Genomic DNA, 19,173 nt, shown 5'->3' on the forward strand with positions numbered 1-19,173 from the left:
TGATATTGGTATTTAGAAGGAGAGAGTTTACATGATAGAAAGTAAAGTTGTAGATTCTATACCGATTTTGAATGAGAATGATTGTCAAATATGGTGGGGAAGAATTTCGGATTTACAATCATGGCATTACAATTTACTAAATGATGTTGAACGAGAGAAAGCAAATTCATATCATCATTCGGCAGATCGTGCTCGTTTTATAATAGGTTGTGTAATTAGTAGATTAGTTCTAGGTAAAATACTTTCTATGTCACCAGTTCAAGTGCCAATTGATAGGCTGTGCCCAGTATGTAAGTTACAACATGGTAGACCACAATTACCAGAGGGTATGCCGCAGTTATCGGTTTCACATTCGGGTGAGTGGGTTGTTGTTGCATTTACAAAGTCTGCACCTGTAGGCGTTGATATTGAACAAATGAATCCAAATGTAGATGTTATGAAAATGGCAGAGGGCGTATTAACAGACATTGAAATAGCACAAGTTATGAAGTTACCTAATGAACAGAAAATAGAAGGTTTTTTAACATATTGGACTCGAAAAGAAGCGGTATTAAAAGCGACAGGTGAAGGACTAATGATTTCACCAGTAGGTATTACTGTATCAGCTCCAAATGATCCTCCAAATTTGTTAGTTTTTAAGGATAGGCAAGAGTTAGTAGAAAATACAATGATGGAGAATATAAGGCCAAGTGCAGATTATATGGCTTCAATTGCAATATTTAGTAAAGAAGTAACTGAAATTACACAGTTAGACGCAGTAGCGCTTTTAAATTATAAATAAGTTAAATAAAAAATCTTATAGAAGAGGTGTTCCTCATGTTAGTAGCGGAAAATAGAACAAATGAATTCACTTATAATGTACAAGCAATTAAAAATATTTTATTTTCTGGAGATACATCATCTATTCATGCTTTAGAAAAGCTTTTGAATGATACAGTTCAGTTTGAAATTCTCGAACAAGAGGTACTTGATAGACAGTACATTCCGAAAGAAGCAAAGAATTTCTTTGATAAAAACGGAACATTTCTTTACCGTGTATCCAATGTTAGTTATAAAGGAAAAGTGTTATCTGAGAATCTAATTTTTGCGGACACTTCGTTTTTACCAAATACAATTAAGAGTGAATTAGAGAGTGGAAATATTCCAGTTGAAAAACTTATAGAAAAGATGGAAGTAAGAAGAAACGTATTATACGAAGGATATCAGCCATCTGGGAATATTATTGAATTGTTTGATGGATGCTCTGTTACGGCGAATGTGTATCCAACTAGAAAATATCAAATTGTAAGTAATTGCAAATGCATATTTTATATTTGTGAAGTATATCATGCAGAGAATATAAAAAATCTGCTTAAATAGAAAATAAGAAACCAGCCTATAAAATGGCTGGTTTCTTATTTATTTCACAGCTTCTTTTAACTCTTTACCAGCTTTAAATGCTGGAACTTTACCAGCAGCGATTTGAATTTCTTCGCCAGTTTGTGGATTACGTCCTGTACGAGCAGATCTTTCGCGCACTTCAAAAGTTCCAAAGCCGATTAATTGAACTTTATCGCCAGATTGTAATGCAGTAGCAATTGTGTCAAATACGGATTGTACCGCTGCAGAAGCTTCCTTTTGAGAAATATCAGCGGATTGTGCCACGTTTTTAACTAATTCTGTTTTGTTCATGTTTTCACCTCATAAAAAGTTTTTTAGAATGAATGTTTTAGTATAATGGATAGTATAGAGAAAGCTATTTATATGGTTAGAAAGAATACTATATAGTTATGTTAATTTCGTTGTAAGAGACTGAATCCCTGCTAATAATTAGGGATTAATTAAGAATTGATGTATAGAAAATGCTGTAATATGAGGATGAGGGGGAGTATATGAATGATTTTTCGTGAAAAAAATGAGAATGAAAGTATATTAATTCGTCAACATGATCATGGTTTTTTAGCTGGAGAGATTGCAAAGCATATAAAAGAAGATCTTTTTGAAGATGAAACATACTTAAAAGAGACAATTGATGCAATATATGAGCATGATAGAGGATGGATAGAACTTGATAAAGTACCAATTTTGAATGATGCTAAAAATATTCCATATACATTTATGGATTGTCCAAGTTCATTGCGTTTTGTTTTTTATACGATTGGTTTGAATGAAATTGAAGATTCGAATCCATACGGAGCATTACTTTGTAGTAAACATTTTTTATCATTTTCATTAAATGACGAAGACGAAGAAATGATGTCTTTTTATAAACATGAATTGGAACGACAAAAAAGAATTTTGAAAACGTTAACAAAAGAACAGTTTGCGATGTTCGATAAACATTATAAATTATTAAAGTTTTGTGATGAACTTTCATTATATGTATGTATGAATAAACCTGGTGTAGACAAGACAGATGAAATTGATTTATTTAAAGGTGGTTTTGAGGGAACAGAAATGTTTAATAGTAAGGAGGAGAAACCTATTCAAGCTGAATGGGTGGACGAGGAAACAATTCGGATTACACCGTTTCCATTTCAAACGGAATTTCATACGTATGTAAATTATAAAACTATAAATAAACGTGAAATTGAAGAAAAAGGAATTGCAAAAGCTGATAGAGAATCGGAAATGGAGAAACAAAACATTCGTTTCGTACAATAAGGAGGCGATTTAGATTGAAAGAGTACATGTTAAAACAGGTGGATTACCATGCTTGGGCTAATATACGGTTATTCAATCGACTAAAAGAATTACCAAGCTATGAGACTATTTTTAATGAACAGATACAGAGTGTATTTCCATCAATTAAGGATACTTTTACGCATATTTATATTACAGATCAAGTGTGGTTACACATATTGCATGGTAAAAGTATGAATGAAGCAATACAAGACCGAGAAAATTTACGAAAACAAATCGAAACTAAATCGTTACATGAATTAGAAAAAATGTTTGAAAACATGACAAATCAATATAAAGACTTCTTAATTACAATACAAGACGTGAATGCTGTATTTGTTATCGAGAATCCATATGCAGGGAAATTAGAAACTTCAATTTTAGAGTTAGTACAACATGTTGTAAATCATGGGACATATCATAGAGGAAATATAACAGCGATGATCCGTCAACTTGGTCATCCGTCGACAATGATGGATTTTGTACTGTATTTACATATGGTGCAGAAGGAGGGGGAGTAATATAGTTTGTAAGAAGGAGAGCCTTTAATTGTAAAAGTCTCTCCTTCTGTTTTATCCCGCACTAATGGCAGATCGACTGATTAAAGTTTTACATTATTTCTTAAGAGGCTTTATTTTCTTGTAATTGCTTAGCGTATTGTATAGCTTTATATGCATTGACTCTACCGTTTTTCCAATACGTACCTGTACCACTAATTTTATCAGACGTTGACTCAATAATTTGGCGGATTTGTGTATTGCTATATCCTTGATTTGCTAAAAGAGCAGCGACTCCTGCAACATGAGGTGTTGCCATAGATGTACCACTTAATGATTGATACGTGCTTCCTTTATATGTGGAATATATATTTGAACCTGGTGCTGCAACATCTACCCAGCTACCATAAGTAGAAAATGAAGATTTTCTATCTGATTGATCTGTAGAAGCAACTGCAATCACCTCGTTGTAATAAGCAGGGTAATTAGCTTTTGTATTTCCAGCATTTCCAGCAGCTGCAACAATAACAGAGCCTTTATTCCATGCATATTGAACGGCTTGTTGTAAAGCAGTCCCACCATTTGGGGCGCCTAAGCTTAAACTAATTACTTTTGCACCTGAATCAGCAGCTTCTCTAATCCCTTGCGCTACAGCATCAAGAGTACCACTCCCTTGATTATCTAATACGCGGACAGCATAAATTGAAGTTTGTGGGGCAACACCAGCAATTCCAACACTATTATTCGTAAGTGCTCCAGTAATTCCAGCGCAATGCGTACCATGACCATTACCATCATCAGATGTATTGTCGTTATCAACATAATCATGTCCGTAAATTACTTTCGAAGCTAAATCAGGGTGTGAACCTTGAACTCCTGTATCAATAATAGCTACTTTTACACCAGGATCACTTCGTTGACTATCCCAAGCTTGTGGAGCTTGAATTTTTTGCAATCCATATTGATTTTTTAAAAATGGGTCGTTCGGAGTCCAAAAGGCGTGAACGTAATAATTCGGTTCTGCATATTCCACATCTGGATTATTTTTATAACTTTTTATTTTTTCTTTGACAGTACCTTTTGAAAATTGAACGACTTCAAAACCTAACGTATCATCTTTAGATAAAACGTTAGCACCGACAGATTTGTGAAAAGATTGAACATTACTTAAAGAGGCATTTTGTTTGAATTTAACGATTAATTGGTTAGGGACGTAATCAGTAGATGATGTTTCAGCACTTGAAGTATTTGTGTTAAAAAAGAAACCACCGATAATGAATGATAAAACAGATAGGAAAACAATGATTTTGTTTTTCAAAAGATTTTTCCTCCCTTTTCTCGGATGAGTTTTCGTCGACACTTTAATGTCGCATTCCTTTTCAACTATATAGTTAGACCATACGATTTATGTCATTTATGTGAAAAATTTTTAGTGGAATAAAAAAGGGAAAGATTGATATAAATATATTTTTAATGATATTTACTGAGTTAGAAAACGAAAAAAGGAATGCTCATTATGTATGAGTCATTCCTTTTTTTAGATTAACTTGCCTGTTTTTTATGACTTTCTTTCAATTTCTCTTCTTGTAAAAAGCAATTCGTTTCAGCAACAACAATACCACTTAACCCAATAAGGCCAATTAAGTTTGGAATCGCCATAAGTCCATTTGCAATATCAGCAAATGTCCATACGATACCTAGTTTTAAATTAGCCCCAATAGCAATCATGACGATAAAGATTGCTTTATAATATTTAACAGCACCTTCTCCAAATAAATAAGCCACGCACTTCTCGCCGTAATACGACCATCCTAAAATAGTAGAGTAGGCAAATAATATAATTGCGATACCAAGAATCATACTACCAGCAGTGCCAAATACAGATTGGAACGCAAGTGTCGTCGCTTCAACGCCAGTTTTACCTGATTTCCATGCACCTGTAGTAATTAATACTAGCCCTGTAATTGTACATACAATAAACGTATCTAGAAAAGTACCAGTCATAGAAACTAAAGCTTGCTTTGCAGGTGAATCAGTTTTTGCGGCAGCTGCGGCAATAGGGGCACTCCCTAAACCAGCTTCGTTCGCAAATACACCGCGCGCCATTCCGATTTGAATTGCAGATGCAATTGTTGCGCCAATAAAACCACCAGCAGCTGCAGTACCATTGAATGCGCCAGAAAAAATAAGTGAGAATGCTTCTGGAATTTGATCGTAGTGATAGAAAATAATAATAAGCCCAGCAATGATATAAAAGAAAGCTTTAATAGGAACGATATATCCTGTCACTTTCCCGATTTTTTTCACACCGCCTAAAATAACAATGGCGATTAAAAATGACATGAATATACCAGTTAAAGCAGGAGGAAAAGAGAAATTAATTCGCATTGCCTCTGCAACTGAGTTAGATTGCACCATATTACCGATACCGAAAGAAGCAGTTGTGCCGAATATAGCGAATAAAACAGCAAGCCATTTCTTACCTAAACCACGTTCTAAATAGTACATTGGTCCACCTGAATATTCACCATTTTCATTACTAACACGGTATTTCACCGCAAGAATTGCTTCGGCATACTTTGTTGCCATACCGAACAAAGCAGTAATCCACATCCAAAAGATTGCACCGGGTCCACCAATCGTTACAGCAGTTGCAACACCGGCTATATTCCCCATACCTATCGTTGCCGCCATAGCTGTCATAAGTGCTTGGAAGTGGCTAATATCTCCAGAGGAAGATGTATCTTCTGATTTTTTAAAAGCTAGTTTGTGAGCGTATAATAGTTTACTAAACTGTAATCCTTTTAAACGCACTGTGAGAATGATACCAGTACCAACGAGTAACAACAACGTTGGTAATCCCCACACATAGTGATTGATTTGTTCTAATACTGTACTTACTGTCTCCATCTGTATTCTCCTTTTTATGAAAAAATAAAAACCACTTCAAGTAAATGAAATGGTCTCTGGAGAAACAAGGGATAGAAAAATAAACCGATACAAATCGGCATTTTCTTTCGCTTGTCTCTGTCCTTTTACCTGAGAGATTATCCGCTATAGTAGCGGATTTGCTCCTTCGGTGCTCTTTTTCCTCCGCGCTATATAAAAGCGAGAGGGAGTCTCTCCAGAGATTCGTCCCCATGCAGTTCTACTTGTAAACAAGACCTGAGAGTTTCAAAGTTGATTCAGCAACCTTTTGCCCCGTCGGTAGATCAATAGACCTTCTCCTGAATGGTTCATCCGAATTATAAAATTTATAAAAATATTGATTGTAAATCAATAAAAACATTATAGACAGACAAAATATGAATTGCAATCTTTTTTTATTTTAAAATAGTAACCAGTTTTATTTTTTTGCAAGTCCTAATTTAACTTCAACTTCATTTAACGTAGATAAAGCGAGGACAATATGTTGGTCCGCAAGTCCTAAAGCATGTTTAGTATTTTCAATTGTTTCATTGGATGGAGTAGAGTTATTTGCTCCGTCTATAATTAAATCTGCTGCATTTTTCATAAATTTAGAAGCAGTCTTGAATTCAGTCGTGAAATAAATTAGTTGTTCTTGTATTTGTACTTCCGATATATTTTCTTTAATGTTCACAGTGTCTATTTCGTTCATGATTTTTTCATATTGTTTGGAAACAGCATTCATTGTAACTAATAGTTTATTTCGATCTACTGAATCTCCAGTCGTATTAATCTCTTCCCAGGCAGGCAACCAATCTTTTTCGATGATGTCATTATAATTAGTAGTCAATTCATCGATTTTAGGTTGTAATTTAGTTTTGAAAATTTTTGTATCCACTGTTTCTACAGTTGCTTTTTCATTGTTATTTTTCACATTAGTAACATAGAAAATCGTACCGAAAATGATGAAAATAGAAATAACAACTGTCCATTTAGTAAAAAGAAATTTCTGCAATATGTAACGCCTCCAAAATTTAAAAACTTATAATTATAATATATAACAATAATGTTGTTTCATGTAGAGAAAATAGGTTAGAAATAATTTAAATTATATCTTTTCTATAAACAAATAATTAAAGTTAGTAAGATGATAAAAGAAATATGTGAGAAAAGAGGAATTTTAGTGAAAATGAATAGAAGAAAACTAGTTTCAAATATTTCAATGGCTATGTTATTAATGGGTTTAATTGCATGCATATTTATGAATAAAGAATCTAAAATCAAAGATTTTCCAGTGCCAATGTCAGCAATACATATTAACGATGATAAGGAAGAGGATTATAAATATATAAGTGTAATGCCTATTACAAAGGTAAGTGGATGGGAGAACTTAGGGGAAAACGGGCATACTGTTAGTTTTAAAAAAGTGGAAAGAAAGGTAAAGATATTACATTACCCAGGAGAAATTAGGTATTATATATTTGAAAAATAATTGATAATAAAAGAAATAGGAAGTAAATGATATTGTAGGATTGTTTACTTTCCATCTCTTTTGATTTTTAATTCTGAATTATTTAAATTATAATTACTATGTGTATAGAATAAAATAATATTTAGTATGGAGATGAGATGATAAATTGCCAAGTATAAAAAAGATAGGTCGTTTTTGTCCTACTGATGATGAAGGATATATTATAAATGATGCACATATTGAAAAAGTTCAACCTATATTTATGGAGGTAATACAGGAAATAAAAAATACTTGTTGTGAATTGTTACAGGATGATTTACACAGTGTTTATATAAGAGGCTCAATTCCAAGAGGGATTGGAATTAAAGGTATTGCTGATATAGATGTAATTATATTAGTGCGAAAGGATCCTAAATTAATAGACTTAAGTTGGCGAAAGAAACTAGAAATTAAAATTTTGCAAAAATTCAATTGTATAACAGGAGTGGAATTGAGTTTTTACAGTGAAAAAGAAGTGATAAATTCCAAGAGTTTTTCTTTTATAAGCTTCATGATACAAACACATGGAGTATGTATATTTGGTGAAGATGTAACATTGTCTTTACCTAAATATAAAGTAAGTCAGGAGTTAGCCTATGAACATCTTATTCAATTGGGGAAACAAATTGGACAAGCACGCAAAGAGTTAATACATAATAAAGGCTTGGAAGATATAGCGGATTGTTGTCGTTGGATTATGAAGATAATAATCAGGTCAGGTCTAGCATTGACAATTGAGAGAGAAGGACTTTACTCCAGAGACTTATATCCTGCCTATGAATTATTTAGTAAGCATTTTCCCGAACAAGAAAAAAATATGAGAAAGGCATTACAATATGTAATTGAACCGATAAATGATATAAATGAAATTTTATTATTTTTAAGTACGTTTGGTGAATGGCTGATAGAAAGAGCGGCTGATTTTTTGAATACTATAGATAACTAATAATATTATGTAAACAAAAAGAAGTAGAGAGTGAAATTAATGTAAGGTAAGGGGGAATTAGAAATGCTACTAAAAACAATCTACTGTAAGGTGGAAGAAGAGAAAAAAGAGTTATTTTCAAAAGCACAAGAAAAATGGCAAGCTATACAGCATCTAGATGGATTTCACGGACAATTTGGTGGATGGAATGAAGATGATGCATGTGTATTCACTTTATGGGAAGATAGAAGGGCTTATCAATCATTTATGAATAGTGCACACGATACCATTTATTTAAATAGTAATCAAGAGGATACGTTTCTTTCATGTGAAATTGAACTATTTCAAACGTTGTATGATATAACTGATACGAGTTTGAAATACGTTGTTACAGAAGGATCATTCGTTAGAGCTGCTATATGTGATGTAAAGGTGGAAAAAGAAAAGTATTTTTTACATAAACAAGAAACAATTTGGAATAAAGGAATGGAAAAAGCAAAAGGGCTGCTAGCTGGAGTTGTTGGGAAGTCTTTAAAAAATGAAAATTGTTACATAGTGTTAACTTATTGGAAAGATGAAATGGCGCATCAAAATTATGTAGAAGAGATTTTCTCAGAGTTGTATAAACTAGCTAATATTCATGAGGATTTAAAAGATATTAGAGGTAAACAAGCTGTATGTAAGGAAGAGTGGCTTGTATATTAAGTGTACAAAACGTGCATAAATGAATGTATAATAAAGATATTTTCTTATAAACGAGTAATTAATAGAAGACGTTATATACCCTTTCATGTTAATATATTTAAGTTATAATAGAAGGCTTACCCTTTTGTATTGTACGGTAGAAGCAGTGTGAGCTTGAATTTTTTTGAAAAGGATGTGCCTAATTTGCGTATCAATAAATTTATTAGTGAAGCTGGAAAAGCGTCTCGACGTGGAGCAGATAAACTAATTAATGAGAGAAGAGTAATTATTAACGGTAAGGTTGCAAAAATTGGTGACCAAGTAAATCCAGGTGATGATGTACGCGTAAATGGAGAGCAACTTCGTATTGCTCGAGATCACGTATATATCGCTTTAAATAAACCAGTAGGTATTACATGTACGAGTGAAAAATCTGTAAAAGGTAATATTATCGATTTAGTGAATCATCCATTACGAATTAGTCACATTGGACGTCTTGATAAAGACTCAGACGGTTTAATTTTATTAACGAATGATGGTGATATTGTAAATGAAATTTTACGTGCTGAAAACAAACATGAAAAAGAATATATCGTTTCAGTAGATAAGCCAATTACACCTGATTTTCTAGAGAAAATGGCAGCTGGTGTGAAAATTTTAGGAACGAAAACGCTTCCTTGTGAGGTAACACAGTTATCAAAATATGAATTCCAAATTATTTTAACTCAAGGGTTGAATCGTCAAATTCGTCGTATGTGTGAAGCTTTAGGTTATCAAGTATACACTTTAAAGCGTACAAGAATTATGAATATAGAATTAAATAATTTACCTGTTGGACAGTGGAGAGATTTATCGAAGAAAGAGAAACGACGTCTATTTTCAGACTTAAATTACGAACCACAAGATTGGTAAAATTGAGAAGAGGAAACCAAAAATCTATTTTTGGTTTCTTTTTTTATTAAATAAAAAATCATTTTTAAACACTTGCAAAAATAAAATGAATAAGATATAGTAAATAACAATTAATGGATGTACTTTTAAAAGCAAAGAAAAGGACACGAGTTATTTTATCCGGTTATACAGAGAAGGAAGGAAAGCTGAGAACTTCCTAACGCAGAAAAATAACTTACCACCTTAGAGCTGCACTAGGGAAATTCAGTATCTAGTGCCGTGTAAGCGACGTTATCGCAAAAGAAGCCATTATGTTTTTTGTGATGGGAATCTGGGTGGAACCACGAATATAAGCATATTCGTCCCTAATTTTTAGGGATGAATATGCTTTTTTGCATTCAATTTCATAATAAGCGAAGAAAAGGACACGAGTTATTTTCCCCGGTTATACAGAGAAGGAAGGAGAGCTGAGAACTTCCTAACGCAGAAAAATAACTTACCACCTTAGAGCTGCACTAGGGAAATTCAGTATCTAGTGCCGTGTAAACGACGTTACCGTAAAAGAAGCCATTGTATGTTTACGATGGGAATCTGGGTGGAACCACGGGTATAAGCACGCTCGTCCCTATTTTAGGGATGAGTGTGCTTTTTATTATGAAATGGAGAGATGAAAAATGAAAGAACAGATGATTGAAATTAAATTTCCAAATGGTAGCGTTAAAGAATATGTAAAAGGAATTACTTTGGAAGAAATTGCTGGATCCATTAGCAGTAGTTTGAAAAAGAAAGCAGTGGCGGGGAAAGTTAATAATCAGTTATTTGATTTACGCCGAAATATTGAAGAAAACGCGGAAGTAGAAATCGTTACTTTAGATTCAAATGAAGGGGTAGAAATTGCAAGACACTCTGCGGCACATATTTTAGCGCAAGCTGTAAAGAGAATGCATGGTAATGTAAACCTTGGTGTAGGACCTGTTATTGAAAATGGATTTTATTATGATATGGATCTTCCGAGTAGTGTAAACGTAGAAGATTTACCGGAAATCGAAAAAGAAATGAAAAAAATTATAAATGAAAATATAAAAATAGAGCGAGTTGAGGTTTCACGAGAAGAGGCAAAAAAACTGTTTCAAGAAATGAATGATCACCTGAAATTAGAATTGTTAGAAGCAATTCCTAGTGGGGAAAGTGTAACACTATATAAACAAGGTGAATTTGTAGACTTATGTAGAGGACCTCATTTACCGTCAACAGGCTATTTGAAAGCATTCCAATTAACTCACGTTTCTGGTGCATATTGGCGAGGTGATAGTAACAATCAAGTGCTTCAGCGTATATATGGTGTTGCGTTCTCTTCTCAAAAAGAATTAGAAGATTATTTACATTTCGTTGAAGAAGCAGCAAAAAGAAATCATCGTAAATTAGGTAGTGAGCTGGAGTTATTTATGTTTTCTGAAGAGGCTCCGGGAATGCCATTTTATTTACCGAAAGGACAAATTATTCGTAATGAATTAGAAGCATTTTTAAGAGAAATTCAAAAAGAGTATAAGTATCAAGAAGTACGTACTCCGTTTATGATGAACCAAGAATTATGGGAGAAATCAGGACACTGGGGACATTACAAAGACAACATGTATTTCTCTGAAGTAGACAATAAAAGTTTCGCATTAAAACCAATGAACTGCCCAGGACATATGTTAATGTTCAAAAATAAATTACACTCTTATCGCGAATTGCCAATTCGTATGTGTGAGTTCGGTCAAGTACACCGACACGAATTTAGCGGGGCATTAAATGGATTATTAAGAGTACGTACTTTCTGCCAAGATGATGCTCATTTATTTGTAACTCCAGAACAAATTGAAGATGAAATTAAATCTGTAATGGCGCAAATTGATTATGTTTATAAAACTTTTGGATTCGAATATGAAGTAGAGCTTTCTACTCGTCCAGAAGATTCAATGGGTGATGATAAGTTGTGGGAGCAAGCAGAAGAGGCATTAGAAAATGTATTACATTCATTGAATTATAAATATAGACTAAATGAAGGTGACGGTGCATTTTATGGACCGAAAATCGACTTCCATATTAAAGACGCCTTAAATAGAAGTCATCAGTGCGGGACAATCCAACTAGATTTCCAAATGCCAGAGAAGTTTGATTTAAATTATATAGATGAGAAGAATGAAAAGAGAAGACCAGTTGTCATTCACAGAGCAGTTTTAGGATCTTTAGACCGTTTCTTAGCGATATTAATTGAGCACTTTGGAGGCGCGTTCCCGGCATGGGTGGCACCGGTTCAAGTGAAGGTCATTCCAGTTTCGAATGCAGTCCATGTACAATACGCAGATGAGATTGCGGATAAATTAGCACAAGCTGGCATTCGTGTTGAAAGAGATGTACGAGATGAAAAGTTAGGATATAAAATAAGAGAAGCACAAATGCAAAAAGTTCCTTATGTTCTTGTTATTGGGGATAAGGAAATGGAGAACGGATCTGTAAATGTACGTAAATACGGTGAAGACCAGTCAGAAGTTATTGAACTAAATGGGTTTGTGGAGAGTATAAAAGAGGAAATAAAAAATAAGAAATAGAGATTGATAATAAAATACACCATTAACATGTATTACTGAATTTAAACTCATTAAAGAACCATAATAAATGATGAAGGGATAGCTTAATCGCTATTCCTTCATCATTTATTGCCATATACTTCACTTCATACCGTTAAATCATTTTCTGATTTTATATTAATGGCTTCTTGTAAGAGCTTTTGGAGAACTGCAGCAAAAACAGCAATCACGATAGAGGAGAAAATAATGATCAATCCAATTGGTATAAAACTTGGAGGATCAATTTTTTTTGCCATAAGATAGTAAAGTGGCATACCTAGTATGTATATGGTACCGATAGTGAGGGCACAGTATTTTATATTTTTTAAAGCCTTTACTGATAATACCGAGAACACTTTGTTCTTATCAATATAACTTAAAAGTTTAAAAACTTGATACAGAGCGAAGTAAAAAGGTATCGTCGCTGCGTACATATCGATTAAAACGAGAGATTTCATATAAGCAATAGCTGGATACAATTCTCCAGCGAAATTCCCGATTTTAGGAACTAAAAATATGCACAATGCAAGTACTACTATACCTATAAAAACAATAGCTAGTTTTAAAAAGAGTGTTGAAACTTGTTTCATAAAAAGCACCTCGTTTATTTAATGACAACATGATTTTATCATATAATTTATCGTTTTAAAATAAAACTATATTGTTTTTTAACTTATTATTATTGTTATTTATGTATCCCATTAATTTTGATAAAAATAAAAAACTTGCTCATTACAAAGGAATCCGCCTTATGAAATGGTCTGTAATATTTTTTACCTTACAAAAATGTAAGGTAAATGTAAGCGAAATCGAAGGAACGAGTTTTAGAAAAGTGAGAATATGTAATAGGAAAAAGGTTTACGTAACTCGTGTAATCCTTTCTGATTGAAAAATTTAAAAATTATTAAGGATTTACATGAGAAAAAGATAAGAAATATGTGAGAAATTAATTTTACACAAAAGGGATGGAGTGAAAGAGATGTCAACAAATGTAGTTACTGTAGAACGTGTAGAAAAAACGTATGGGAAAAGAAATGAGAATCAGTCAAAAGCGTTAAGGGGTGTGTCATTAAGTATTAAAGAAGGGGAATTCGTCGGGATTATGGGTCCTTCTGGATCTGGAAAAACGACTTTACTTAATGTGATTAGTACATTGGATCAAGCAACGGGTGGCAGTGTGACAATAGCTGGTACAAATATTACTTCTATGAAGGGGAATGCATTATCTGATTTTCGATCTCAAAAATTAGGGTTCATTTTTCAAGATTTTAACTTACTAGAAAACTTATCAATTTATGAAAATATCGCTTTACCACTTTCTCTGCAAGGCGTACCTTCAAGTGAGATTACGGGGAAAGTAAATGAGGTTGCAAAGAAATTAGGGATTACTGAAATTTTAACAAAATATCCAACTGCTGTTTCTGGTGGACAAAAGCAAAGAACGGCGGCAGCACGAGCTTTAGTACATAATCCAGCAATCGTATTAGCAGATGAACCGACTGGTGCGCTTGATAGTAAAAATGCAAAAAGCTTATTAGAAGCGATGCAAGATTTACATGAAAATCACAATGTAAGTATTTTGATGGTTACACACGATGCATTTAGTGCGAGTTATTGTGAGCGTATTTTATTTATTCAAGACGGTCTTCTTTATAAAGAGTTAACGCGTCAAGGAACGCGAGAAAATTTCTATCAAGACATTTTAGGCGTGCTCGCTCATATGGGCTCAGCTGCTGAGTCTAAGTAGGGGGCGAGACTATGTTATTCAAATTATCACGTCATAGTATGAAAAAGATGTTAAAAGATTATATGGTTTTACTTATTGGTCTCGTTATTAGTATTAGTATTTTCTACATGTTCCAAACGATGGCGATGAATAGTGAATTTACGAAGGATAATAGTCTTATTAGTAGTATTAGACTCGTATTCTGGGTAGGTGCCATACTATTATCGTTCATTACTGTATTTTATATTATATATGCCAATTCTTTCTTACTCACATTAAGAAGAAAAGAACTCGGTATGTACATGATGCTCGGTGCGAAAAAGAAAAAAGTAGCACAGTTATTATTTATTGAAACATTCGGTATGGGGATTGTCAGTATTATTATCGGGATCTTAGTGGGGATGTTGCTTGCAAGTGTAGCAGGAAACTTTTTAATGAATGGTATGGAAATTTCAGCGAAAGGTAGTTATTCATCTGTATATACACCAGCAATCTTAGTTACAGCTATTTTCTTCTTAATACTATTTTTTATTACTGGTTTAATGAATAGCATCCGGTTATTACGTAAAACAGAATTGGAGTTAATTCGTGAAGATGAAACACTAGATGAAGTAAAGAAAAGTAAAACTCGCATTATTATAATGACGGTACTTGGTATATTGCTAGTAAGTATAGGATACTACTTTATGATCAATGTAAAAATATATGCTGAATTAGGCTTTATAATAGCGACAATCGTTACAACTCTTGGAACATATTTTATCTTTAGTTCATTGCTCCCATTTTTTGTGATGAAAATTAAAGGGAATAAAAAACGAAATGAAACGGGCTTAAATAGTTTTACATATGCACAGCTACGCTTTCGAGTAAATAGCTTATCGAGAGTACTAGGTACAGTAGCGATGTTAATTGCATTAGGTGCAGGGGCAATGACGGCAGGTATGGCGTTTCAAAAAAATGTAGGTATTATGACAGACTTCTCTCGTGTATATGATGTCGTAATTCATGATCCAAATGATCAAGATAAAGCAGCCTTAAAAGAAATGGAAATTGTGGAAGAAAGCAAGTATAAATATAAAGTAGATGGAGAAGCGGTGTATTACTTACGTAACGACTTAACGGCGAAACCACCACTCGTTTCCGACCACTTTGATACAAAAACTTTAAAAGAGCCAGCTCGAAAACGTGTGGCTGAACCTTTAACTGAACCTGTTTATTCTGCTTTGGAAGCTCCCGAAGCAGCCAATAAACTTCCTCGTATGCCAAGGGATTGGGAAGATGCGGTTGTAAGAGAAATACAAATTACACATAATCAATTTAACGGAAAACCGGTAAGAATTGCTGATGAAGAACACTACAAAGCAGTTCAAGGAACGGAACATAGTGTAACATTAGCAAAAGTAGATGATATGAAAAAATATAAACCGTTGTTGCTCGATATAGATAAGAGACAAAAAGAGCAAATTGAAAAAACAACAGGTACCAAAGTAGATTTATTTACAAAAATGACAATTTATCAGTTTATGAACAGTTTCATGAGTGGAACAATGTTTATGGGATTTTTCCTTGGAATTGCCTTTTTAGCAATGATGGCAAGTTCGCTAATGTTCAAAATATTAACAGGTGCTTCTCGTGACGTACGCCGTTATGAAATGTTACGAAAAATTGGTGTGAGACGTAGTATGTTAACGAAAAGTATTTATAAAGAAATTTCATATTTATTTATCTTCCCAGCGATTATTGGAATTTCCCACGTGTTAGTAGGGCTTAACTTATTCAGTTTTATATTAGTTGACCCGTTTGTAAAGGTGTGGGTGCCGATTGGGATTTTCTTAGTCATTTATTTCATCTATTACTGGATTACTGTCCAACTTTATAAAGGTATGGTAATGCCGAAAGAAGAAGTAGCGAAATAGTTAAAGGAAAAAAGTCTTTGTTTTGAAAACAAGGGCTTTTTTCTTTATTTTTAATACATTTTGACTGAGTCTTTCTATAAAGTTTATATTTGAAAATTAAGAAAATGTTAAGAGTTTATATAGGGGAAAATTAAGAAGTGTATGGGATATTAAAAATGTGCAAAAGATCAAGGTGAAATTGTTGTATATTTATATTTTTTTGAGGTAGTTTTACTGAACTAAATTGATGTTTTTATAAATTTAAAAGAAAGGAAACTACTTATGAAGAAGATAAAAAAATTAATAAAACTTATTGGAGTCATCATTTTACTATTATTAATCGTAGCACTAATATTTCCTACATGGACCTCGCAAATAAAAGGGAAAAACAGTATAAGTACATTAGAGCAAGTAGAGATAAATGGGAGTGGGCATGAAATAATGATACGCGGCAAAGATAAGAACAATCCGGTTATTATTTTTGTACATGGTGGACCAGGTACTTCAGAAATACCATATGCGCAAAAATACCAAAACTTATTGGAAGAGAAATTCACAGTTGTTAATTACGATCAAAGAGCGAGTGGGAAGTCGTATCATTTCTTTGAAGACTATTCGAATCTTACATCAGATCTTCTTGTAGAAGATTTATTAGCTATGACAGATTATGTTTCAAAACATCTTGGTAAAGAAAAAGTAATATTGGTTGGTCATTCTTACGGTACATATATCGGAATGCAAGCTGCCAATAAAGCCCCTGAAAAATATGAAGCATATGTTGGCATAGGGCAAATGAGTGATACAGTAGAAAGTGAAATGGATAGTTTAAACTATGTGATTGAACAGGCACAAAGTGCTGGGAATACAGATGAGGTTGCCTATTTAAATGAGTTGACTGAAAAAATTAAAAATGGCGATACATACACTCCGAGGAATTATGTTGCAAAATATGGTGGAACATCAAGACTCATTGAAAATCCAGATGGTGATAATATTGGGATGCTACTCAGTAATGAATATAACTTTTTAGATGTAATTCGTTATAACGTTGGAGTATCACATTCTCAAACTGTCTTATTAGAAAAGGATTTAAAGAACCCATTGCCTACTAAGGTGACTGAAATGAAGCTACCGCTTTATTTCCTTATGGGAAAATACGACTATAATACTTCATTTCATGCAGCGAAAAAATATTTTGATATGATTGAAGTGAATCAAAAAGAATTCATTACTTTTGAAAAGTCAGCTCATTATCCGCAATTTGAAGAGAAGGAAAAATTTTATGAGTGGATGTGCGATGCATTCATAAAATAAATAAAGTATATCCGAACTTTAGAGAATTAAAATAGTTAGCGAGACGTATAAAGATTTTAGCTACATATTATTACGTGAAGCGAAGTTAAATAACAAGACTCTTGTATAAAAAACATGAGTCTTTTTTTTATTGTGCTCTATACAGAAGGAAAAGATTGGATAATGGTCGAAAAATATAATGTAACTTCCGAGAAATGACTGAAAAAATAAAATTTTGTCGAGAGAAAGGGTTAGAAGTATGAAAGAAATGCTACAGTTATTTCGTAACAAAGTGTATGCACGTTTTTTTCTAGCAAATATTTTAGAGCGACTCGGTTCTATGATTGCTGGAGTTTCTTTAATGTTTTATTTGTTAGACCAATACGGAAAACAACCAGTTTACGCAACGATGACACAAATTATGATGGCATTACCTGCATTAATCTTTTTTCTATTAGTAGGGACAGTAGTGGATCGTTTTGATAGACAACGTATTTGTACGGTAAGTAACATATGTTGTTCGCTCTGTAATATCGGAATTCTAATTTCGCTTTATTACGGAATGATTATACTCGTCTTTATATTTTTATTTTTGGAAAATGCATGTATACAATTTTTCTCTCCATCAGAACAGTCAATGATACAGGGAGTAGTTGAATCCGACCAATACGGTGCAGCAGCAGGTGTGAATCAAATGGTGAATAGTTTGTATGCTTTGTTTGGTGTAGGAATTGCAACGATGGTGTACTGGACTTTTGGAATATACGGGAGTATTTTAGTAAATACGCTCACTTTTATTATGAGTGGTATTTTGATTCAAACGATCTCCATTCCAGAAAAAGTGCGTTTGCCAAACGGTAGAACAAAATGGAAAGAAGTTAATTTGAAAATGTTAATAACAGAGTTTCAAAAAGGGATCAAGTATATATATCAAAATGAAACTTTAAAAAAATTACTTTTAGGATTTATCGTGTTTGGACTATTAAATGGTATTTTAAGCGTATCCACAACTTACATATTAAAATATAAATTAGCACCAGCAACGTATGAAAGTTTAGCGATGGTGGGTGGTGTAGTTGGAGGGATTTCATTACTAATTGGAAGTGTAGTAGCAACAAGTGTAGGGAAGAAATATGCACCCAAGCCTATTATTGTATTTGGTATGGCGGGCTCAGGGGTCTTTTTCGGTATGTGTTACTTTGTAAACCACGTATGGTCTTTTTATGTATGTATCGCTTTTGCGACTTTCTTTTTACCGTTTATTAATGTTGCAATTATGGGCTGGATGTATGAAATTGTAGAAGAATCATTCATGGGACGTGTTCAAAGTTTACTTAGTCCATTAACGACAGGATTCCAGTTGTTATCTCTCGGTGCGATAGCGATGTTGTTCCCGAAATGGATTCGTGCAGATACGTTGTATATTATTTTATTTGGTTTATTATTTTTTGTTACGTGTTTATATCAAACCATTTTACCGAGTGGGAAGAAACGAGTGCAAAGTATAGCTGAAGAGATGTAATATATGCGGTTTTTTGATTTCTGAATATTCTATCGGATGGTAAGGGGAAA

At 33.3% G+C, this 19,173-nt stretch carries 18 protein-coding genes, 1 riboswitch and 2 other annotated features; of the genes, 13 read left to right on the forward strand and 5 right to left on the reverse strand.

Annotation, left to right across the window (positions count from 1 at the left end; all coding sequences use genetic code 11):
- Positions 1 to 31: 31 nt before the first annotated feature.
- Together sfp and ABH961_RS06745 are read left to right on the forward strand one after the other, a co-directional pair.
- Entirely contained in the window at positions 32 to 781 is a 750-nt protein-coding gene (gene sfp, locus ABH961_RS06740) for a 4'-phosphopantetheinyl transferase Sfp (RefSeq protein ID WP_048546683.1), read from the forward strand.
- Between the two features lie 35 nt (positions 782 to 816).
- Positions 817 to 1,359: a hypothetical protein gene (locus ABH961_RS06745; RefSeq protein ID WP_048546684.1), complete on the forward strand. Its 543-nt coding sequence runs from the start codon at positions 817 to 819 to the stop codon at positions 1,357 to 1,359.
- Between the two features lie 39 nt (positions 1,360 to 1,398).
- On the opposite strand, the gene ABH961_RS06750 is transcribed toward ABH961_RS06745, so the two are convergent.
- Complete coding sequence (locus ABH961_RS06750) at positions 1,399 to 1,671, reverse strand: HU family DNA-binding protein (RefSeq protein ID WP_001043960.1); 273 nt, start codon at positions 1,669 to 1,671, stop codon at positions 1,399 to 1,401.
- A gap of 204 nt (positions 1,672 to 1,875) precedes the next feature.
- Here ABH961_RS06750 and ABH961_RS06755 point away from each other — a divergent pair, with 204 nt between their 5' ends.
- Positions 1,876 to 2,643 (forward strand): DUF3891 family protein, encoded by a 768-nt coding sequence (locus ABH961_RS06755; protein WP_098049352.1) that lies wholly within the window; start codon positions 1,876 to 1,878, stop codon positions 2,641 to 2,643.
- Positions 2,644 to 2,657: 14 nt separating this feature from the next.
- The gene (locus tag ABH961_RS06760; RefSeq protein ID WP_048546686.1) at positions 2,658 to 3,182 is read left to right on the forward strand and encodes a DinB family protein; all 525 of its coding nucleotides are present in this window, start codon (positions 2,658 to 2,660) and stop codon (positions 3,180 to 3,182) included.
- 100 nt (positions 3,183 to 3,282) lie between these two features.
- On the opposite strand, the gene ABH961_RS06765 is transcribed toward ABH961_RS06760, so the two are convergent.
- From ABH961_RS06765 to ABH961_RS06775, 3 genes are all read right to left on the reverse strand, one after another.
- Positions 3,283 to 4,476 carry a S8 family peptidase gene (locus tag ABH961_RS06765; protein ID WP_404519079.1) on the reverse strand — a complete coding sequence of 398 codons (1,194 nt, stop codon included), beginning with the start codon at positions 4,474 to 4,476 and terminating at the stop codon, positions 3,283 to 3,285.
- A gap of 224 nt (positions 4,477 to 4,700) precedes the next feature.
- Positions 4,701 to 6,068, reverse strand: coding sequence for an alanine/glycine:cation symporter family protein (locus tag ABH961_RS06770; protein ID WP_098076270.1), 1,368 nt, complete (start codon positions 6,066 to 6,068; stop codon positions 4,701 to 4,703).
- A 107-nt stretch (positions 6,069 to 6,175) separates the two neighbouring features.
- Positions 6,176 to 6,296: riboswitch (glycine riboswitch) on the reverse strand.
- A 208-nt stretch (positions 6,297 to 6,504) separates the two neighbouring features.
- Positions 6,505 to 7,080: a hypothetical protein gene (locus ABH961_RS06775; protein ID WP_048546689.1), complete on the reverse strand. Its 576-nt coding sequence runs from the start codon at positions 7,078 to 7,080 to the stop codon at positions 6,505 to 6,507.
- A 132-nt stretch (positions 7,081 to 7,212) separates the two neighbouring features.
- Here ABH961_RS06775 and ABH961_RS06780 point away from each other — a divergent pair, with 132 nt between their 5' ends.
- From ABH961_RS06780 to thrS, 5 genes are all read left to right on the forward strand, one after another.
- Positions 7,213 to 7,557, forward strand: coding sequence for a hypothetical protein (locus tag ABH961_RS06780; protein ID WP_098633943.1), 345 nt, complete (start codon positions 7,213 to 7,215; stop codon positions 7,555 to 7,557).
- A 145-nt stretch (positions 7,558 to 7,702) separates the two neighbouring features.
- Positions 7,703 to 8,521 carry a nucleotidyltransferase family protein gene (locus ABH961_RS06785; protein ID WP_048546693.1) on the forward strand — a complete coding sequence of 273 codons (819 nt, stop codon included), beginning with the start codon at positions 7,703 to 7,705 and terminating at the stop codon, positions 8,519 to 8,521.
- A 63-nt stretch (positions 8,522 to 8,584) separates the two neighbouring features.
- Entirely contained in the window at positions 8,585 to 9,205 is a 621-nt protein-coding gene (locus tag ABH961_RS06790) for a YdbC family protein (protein WP_098642323.1), read from the forward strand.
- A 183-nt stretch (positions 9,206 to 9,388) separates the two neighbouring features.
- Positions 9,389 to 10,096 carry a 23S rRNA pseudouridine(2604) synthase RluF gene (rluF, locus tag ABH961_RS06795; RefSeq protein ID WP_048546694.1) on the forward strand — a complete coding sequence of 236 codons (708 nt, stop codon included), beginning with the start codon at positions 9,389 to 9,391 and terminating at the stop codon, positions 10,094 to 10,096.
- Positions 10,097 to 10,221: 125 nt separating this feature from the next.
- Positions 10,222 to 10,445, forward strand: a binding site (T-box leader).
- 37 nt (positions 10,446 to 10,482) lie between these two features.
- Positions 10,483 to 10,705, forward strand: a binding site (T-box leader).
- 44 nt (positions 10,706 to 10,749) lie between these two features.
- Positions 10,750 to 12,669 (forward strand): threonine--tRNA ligase, encoded by a 1,920-nt coding sequence (gene thrS, locus ABH961_RS06800; protein WP_098642322.1) that lies wholly within the window; start codon positions 10,750 to 10,752, stop codon positions 12,667 to 12,669.
- A 125-nt stretch (positions 12,670 to 12,794) separates the two neighbouring features.
- Here thrS and ABH961_RS06805 read toward each other — a convergent pair whose 3' ends face one another.
- Positions 12,795 to 13,277 (reverse strand): DUF2975 domain-containing protein, encoded by a 483-nt coding sequence (locus tag ABH961_RS06805; RefSeq protein WP_098076262.1) that lies wholly within the window; start codon positions 13,275 to 13,277, stop codon positions 12,795 to 12,797.
- 389 nt (positions 13,278 to 13,666) lie between these two features.
- On the opposite strand from ABH961_RS06805, the gene ABH961_RS06810 reads away from it, so the two are divergent.
- The 4 genes from ABH961_RS06810 to ABH961_RS06825 all read left to right on the forward strand — a co-directional run bounded on the left by ABH961_RS06810 (position 13,667) and on the right by ABH961_RS06825 (position 19,123).
- Positions 13,667 to 14,434, forward strand: coding sequence for an ABC transporter ATP-binding protein (locus ABH961_RS06810; protein WP_048546699.1), 768 nt, complete (start codon positions 13,667 to 13,669; stop codon positions 14,432 to 14,434).
- Between the two features lie 11 nt (positions 14,435 to 14,445).
- The gene (locus ABH961_RS06815) at positions 14,446 to 16,329 is read left to right on the forward strand and encodes an FtsX-like permease family protein (RefSeq protein ID WP_098076260.1); all 1,884 of its coding nucleotides are present in this window, start codon (positions 14,446 to 14,448) and stop codon (positions 16,327 to 16,329) included.
- A gap of 261 nt (positions 16,330 to 16,590) precedes the next feature.
- Positions 16,591 to 17,622: an alpha/beta fold hydrolase gene (locus tag ABH961_RS06820; RefSeq protein WP_404519083.1), complete on the forward strand. Its 1,032-nt coding sequence runs from the start codon at positions 16,591 to 16,593 to the stop codon at positions 17,620 to 17,622.
- Positions 17,623 to 17,836: 214 nt separating this feature from the next.
- The gene (locus tag ABH961_RS06825) at positions 17,837 to 19,123 is read left to right on the forward strand and encodes an MFS transporter (protein WP_098068848.1); all 1,287 of its coding nucleotides are present in this window, start codon (positions 17,837 to 17,839) and stop codon (positions 19,121 to 19,123) included.
- Positions 19,124 to 19,173 lie beyond the last annotated feature (50 nt).

Source organism: Bacillus sp. RC251 (assembly GCF_044908765.1).
GTDB classification, from domain to species: Bacteria; Bacillota; Bacilli; order Bacillales; family Bacillaceae_G; genus Bacillus_A; species Bacillus_A wiedmannii.